This is a genomic window from Paraburkholderia sp. (genome assembly GCF_035948235.1).
GTDB lineage: Bacteria > Pseudomonadota > Gammaproteobacteria > Burkholderiales > Burkholderiaceae > Paraburkholderia.
In genome coordinates this window covers 1-5221 of sequence record NZ_DASZJJ010000178.1, presented here as the reverse complement: position 1 = coordinate 5221, position 5221 = coordinate 1, and the positions used below count along the sequence as shown (strand labels likewise).

Here is a 5221-nt window from a genome sequence, read left to right as displayed (position 1 = left end):
CATCTGGCGCGCGCGCGACGACAAGGGCATCTGGCGCTGGCGTTTTGGCGGGCTCGATGCGAAGGGCAATCCGATCTACAGCTACGACAAGCTGGACAAGTACGACATTCCCGCGCCCTTCACCGAAGTCCATCGCGCGATCTACGAACCGGAAACGGACACGCTGTATGTGACCGGCTACACGGCCGATGCGCCGCACGATCCCGGCTTCTGGAAGGAGGCGGGTCGTGTGCTGGTGCGCTACGACAAATGGTCGAGCGGTCATCCGGAACAGCGCTACGTGTTGCGCCTGCCGTGGGACCCGAAGGCGAAGCCTCCGGTCACGCCTGCGGGCCTGACCGTGGAAGGCCGCTACATCTTCGTAGTGGAGCCCGCAGGTGGCATCCACGTTTTTGACAAGGATTCCGCGAAGGAGATCGGCACCTTCGGTCCCGGCGCGGAAGTGGGCAATACCTCGGGCTGGGTGGACGTGCCGTTCGGTATCTCGGCACATCGCCAGGCCAACGGCGAATACCTGATCTTCGTCGAGGAAGACGCACGCGGCAAGGTGCTCATGTACCGCTGGAAGCCGGCTTAACGCTGCTGCTGGAAGCTCTTCTGGCCGCACGCTACAGGAAACCGCATGGATAAAGGCTTATTACGCAACGTCGCGATCAATCTGTTCGGACTGGTGCTGCCGACCTTCGTGTCGCTGGTCACGGTCCCGACGTACATCAAGATGCTCGGCGTCGAACGCTATGGCGTGATTGCGCTGGTGTGGACGTTGATCGGCTATTTCAGCGTGCTCGATCTGGGCATGAGCATGGCCGCGCAGAACCATATTTCGAAGGCCTACGCATCGAAAGACACCGAGGCCTGCGAGCGGGTGTTCTGGAGTGCGTTCTGGCTCAACTTCACGACGGGCGCGATCGGCGGTCTGCTGATCTATACGGGCGGTGCGCTGTATACGGCGTATTTCACGCATGTGACGCCCGAGTTGCGCCATGAGGTCTATCTCGCGCTGCCGTGGCTGGCGATTGCGATTCCCATCGCCAATGTGTCGTGGGTGTTCGCGGGCGCGATCAACGGTGCGGAACGCTTCGGCATCTACAACACCAATCAGACGCTCGGCACGTTTCTGTTCCAGTTGCTGCCACTTGGCGCGGCGTGGGCCATTGCGCCGAATCTGCAAACGGTGCTGGCCGCTGCTGTGCTCGCGCGTCTTTTTGCCGGCCTGTTGCTGGGACGATCGGCATTGCGCGTGCTGGGGATTCGCCAGATTCGCGGGCCGCGTTTCGATACTTCCAGGGCGCTGTTCAATTTCGGCGGCTGGATGCTGATCGCGAGCATCACGACGATGGTGGCCGACTCGCTCGACCGCATGATGCTGGGCGCGGGCCTGGGCGCGCGCTTCGTCACCTACTACACGGTGCCGCAGAACCTCGTGACGCGCCTGAACATGGTGCCGAACGCGCTGGTGCGCACGCTGTTTCCGCGCCTTTCGGCGCTGCGCCGCGAGCATGCCGACGAAATCGCGGCGCAGTCGCTGCAATTCCTCAACGCAGTGTTCACGCCGGTGGCGATCGGCGCGATCGTCGTGCTGGCGCCCTTCCTGCACGTGTGGGTTGGCCCGGTGATCGCGGAGCACGGCGCGCCGGTGGGGCGTTTCCTGATCGTCGCCGTCTGGCTGATCGGGCAGGCGGGCGTCACGCGCATCCTGATCCAGTCGCAGAACAATCCCGCCGCCGCCGCGCGCGTGGGCCTGATCGAATTGCCGCTGTTTGCCGGGTTGCTGTGGCTGGGCATCGATCGCTTCGGCCTGCCGGGCGCAGCCGCGGCCGTGCTGTTCAGATCGCTGTTCGACTACGTGGTGCTGCTGTGGCTCTCGCGCATTCATAGCCGCGCGATCGTCTTCGATATGTTTGCACACCTGAGTTTTCTGGCCGCCGCGCTGGCAATCGCGTGGTGGCTGCCGGACGCGCTGTATGCGATCGGCGCGGGCGTCGTGCTGGCCCTCGCCAACTGCGTCTGGTCGGTGGCCACCACGCCAGTTCTGCGTGGATATGTCCGTTCCCTGCTGTTTCGACTAAATTCACGGAAAAGCGCATGAGTCACGAACTGATTGACGAAGCGGCGCCGTCCGGACGCGCCGCCGTGCCGCTGCAACGGCGCGAAAATCTGTCCAACGCGCGCAGCGAATTGCGCGCCGTGAACACCACGACGGGCACCCGTACGCCCGATGCGGCACGCGCTAGCGGTCGAGCGCCACGCGTGGCCATCGTGCACGACTGGCTCGTCACGTACGCCGGCGCCGAGCGCGTGCTGGAGCAGATCATCGACTGCTTCCCGGAAGCGGATCTGTTTTCCGTGGTCGATTTCGTCGACGACAAGGATCGCGCTTTCCTGCGCGGCAAACGCGCGACGACCTCGTTCATCCAGCGGCTGCCCAAGGCGCGCACGCGTTATCGCGCGTATTTGCCGTTCATGCCGCTCGCCATCGAGCAACTCGACGTATCGGGCTATGACGTGGTGATTTCCAGCTCGCACGCGGTGGCCAAGGGCGTGCTGACCGGGCCGGATCAATATCACATCAGCTACGTGCATTCGCCAATCCGTTATGCGTGGGATCTGCAGCATCAGTATCTGCAGGAGTCCAAACTCACGCGCGGGCCCAAGTCGATGCTCGCGCGGCTGATTCTCCATTACATCCGTAACTGGGATGTGCGCACGGCCAATTCGGTTGACCAGTTCGTGGCCAATTCCGAATTCATCGCGCGGCGCATCCACAAGGTGTATCAGCGCGATGCGGAAGTCGTTTATCCGCCCGTCGATGTCGATTCGTTCGAGCTTGAAACGCGCAAGGAGGACTTCTATCTGACCGCGTCGCGGCTCGTGCCGTACAAGAAGATCGATCTGATCGTAGAAGCGTTTGCCCGCATGCCGGACAAGCGGCTCGTCGTGATCGGCGACGGTCCCGATATGCAGAAAGTGCGTGCCAAAGCGGGGCCGAATGTCGAAGTGATGGGCTATCAACCGTTTTCGGTGCTGCACGATCGCATGCGTCGCGCGAAGGCATTCGTGTTTGCGGCGGAAGAGGATTTCGGCATTTCGGTGGTGGAGGCCCAGGCGTGCGGCACGCCCGTGATTGCCTATGGCAAGGGCGGGGCGCTTGAAACCGTGCGCGATACCGGCTCGCGGCCCACCGGGCTGTTCTTCGAGGAGCAGCGCGCTGACGCGATCATCGAGGCGGTCGAAACGTTCGAGCGTGATCCTAAACGCTTTCGTGCAGAGGATTGCCGCGAGAATGCCGAGCGCTTTTCTTCTGCGCATTTCCGCGATCAGTTCTTTGCGCGCGTCGCGCGCGCGGTGCCGTCGGTAGCGGCGGCCGGTCCTGCGTATCGCGATCCGCAGCGCAAGCAGGATGACGACGCCGATAACGCATTGGAAAGCGCGCCACGCGTGTTGGCGATCGACCAGAGTGGTGTGCTGGGTGGTGCGGAATTGTCGCTGCTCGAAGTGGTGAAGGGCCTGCGCGCGCGCATCGAAGTGCTGCTCTTCAACGACGGGCCTTTCCGTGAAGCGCTGGATGCGGCTGGTGCGCGTGTAGATGTGCTCGATTCCGGCGCGCTGCGCAATGTGCGGCGCGACGGTGGCGCCGTGCCGAAATTCGGCGTGCTCGCCGGCGTGGCAGGACTGGTGCGCGAAACGCGACGCCGTGCGCGTGGTGCGGATGTGCTCTACGCCAACACGCAGCGCGCGATGGTGATCGGCGTGCTGGCAGGCAAGCTCGCGCGAAAGCCTGTTGTATGGCATCTGCGCGACATCGTTAGCGACGAGCATTTTGGACGCGTGCAACGCGCGATCATCAAGGGTTGCGCGAAGTTGGGTCTGGCGCACGTGATCGCGAACTCGCATGCGTCGGCGAAAGTGTTTTCGGATCTGACCAGCTTCGATTCCAGTCGTATCGACGTGGTGCATAACGGCGTGGATGAATCGCCGTTCCGGGCGCTCGCACGCGTGCCCAAGGAGCAATTGCGCGCGCAGATTGGCTTGCCGCAACGCGCGTTTCTGGTGGGCGCGTTCAGCCGCCTGGCGCGCTGGAAAGGCCAGCATGTGCTGCTGGAAGCGCTGCTGCACGAGCCGCGCGCGCATGCCGTACTCGTAGGCGCGCCGCTGTTTGGCGAAGACGCCTATGCGCAGGAATTGCGTGATTTCGTGGTGAAGCACGAGCTGCAGGATCGCGTCCATTTTCTGGGCTTCCGTCACGATATCGCGGCCTGCATGCGTGCGATGGATGTGATCGCCCATACGTCGATTACCGCCGAGCCGTTTGGCCGCGTCGTTGTGGAAGGCATGCTCGCGCAGCGGCCCGTGGTGGCGTCGCGCGATGGCGGCGTGAAGGAGATCGTCGAGCATGGCAAGAGCGGGCTGCTGTGCACGCCGGGCGACGCGGTCGCGCTCGCCGGGACGATTGCCTCGCTGCACGATGACGAAGCGCTGCGCGAGCGTCTCGCACGTAACGGCCTCGCGGTCGCGCGTGAGCGCTTTGGCAAGGAACAGTACGTGGAGGCGGTGGGACGCGTGCTGGACGGTGTGGTGACGCGGGCGCGATAAGCGCTTGCGCAGCAGGACTCAGGGAGAAGCGGGTAGGTAAAAGAAGCTGTGGTTGTAAAAAAGCGGGGCCGCCAGATGGGCGGCCCCGCTTTTTTGGGTATCGGATTATTTACGCAGCGCGCTTGCGCAACCGCGCCGCGACGTTCAGGGCAGGGCGCTCGAACAGTCGATAAAAGACCCATGCGACCGGCAACACGGCGAGCGTGAAGCCGAACGAAGCCCAGATCGAGGTCTGCAATTCCGAGCGGAACAGCAGCGAGCCGAGCAGCACGAAAAGCGGCAGATGGATCAGATAGAGCGAATAGCTGAATTCGCCGAGCTTCGAAAACATCGGCAGCAGCACGCCGCCTGCCGCGAGTGGACGCGACAACGCCTTCACCAGATAGCAGGCAAACGCGCAGGCCCAGAGCTGGAATGCGCCGTACTGGCCGAAATGGAACGCGACGCAACCGGCCACGGCGAACGCGGCAGCCGCCACATAAGCCAGGCGGAAGCCTTCCGAGCCGCGCAGACGCGCTTCCGCGATCCAGGCGCCCAGCATCCACGAGAACCAGTACGACGTGAAGAACGTGACGTCGTGCGGCGTCAGCGTCAGCGCCGAGACCACGTTGATCAGCGCCACACCGGC

Annotated in this window: 3 protein-coding genes and 1 pseudogene; 3 read left to right on the top strand and 1 reads right to left on the bottom strand. The window is 63.5% G+C overall.

Annotation, left to right across the window (positions count from 1 at the left end):
• From VG320_RS15435 to VG320_RS15425, 3 genes and pseudogenes are all read left to right on the top strand, one after another.
• Positions 1-577, top strand: a pseudogene (locus VG320_RS15435) (hypothetical protein); the annotation flags it as partial.
• Between the two features lie 45 nt (positions 578-622).
• Complete coding sequence (locus VG320_RS15430) at positions 623-2089, top strand: flippase (protein ID WP_327200963.1); 1467 nt, start codon at positions 623-625, stop codon at positions 2087-2089.
• The gene (locus VG320_RS15425) at positions 2086-4593 is read left to right on the top strand and encodes a glycosyltransferase family 4 protein (RefSeq protein WP_327200962.1); all 2508 of its coding nucleotides are present in this window, start codon (positions 2086-2088) and stop codon (positions 4591-4593) included. Before VG320_RS15430 ends, VG320_RS15425 begins: the two co-directional genes overlap by 4 nt.
• Before the next feature lie 109 nt (positions 4594-4702).
• Here the strand turns inward: VG320_RS15425 and VG320_RS15420 are convergent.
• A partial coding sequence (locus tag VG320_RS15420) for an acyltransferase family protein (RefSeq protein ID WP_327200961.1) occupies positions 4703-5221 on the bottom strand: 519 nt, incomplete at its 5' end.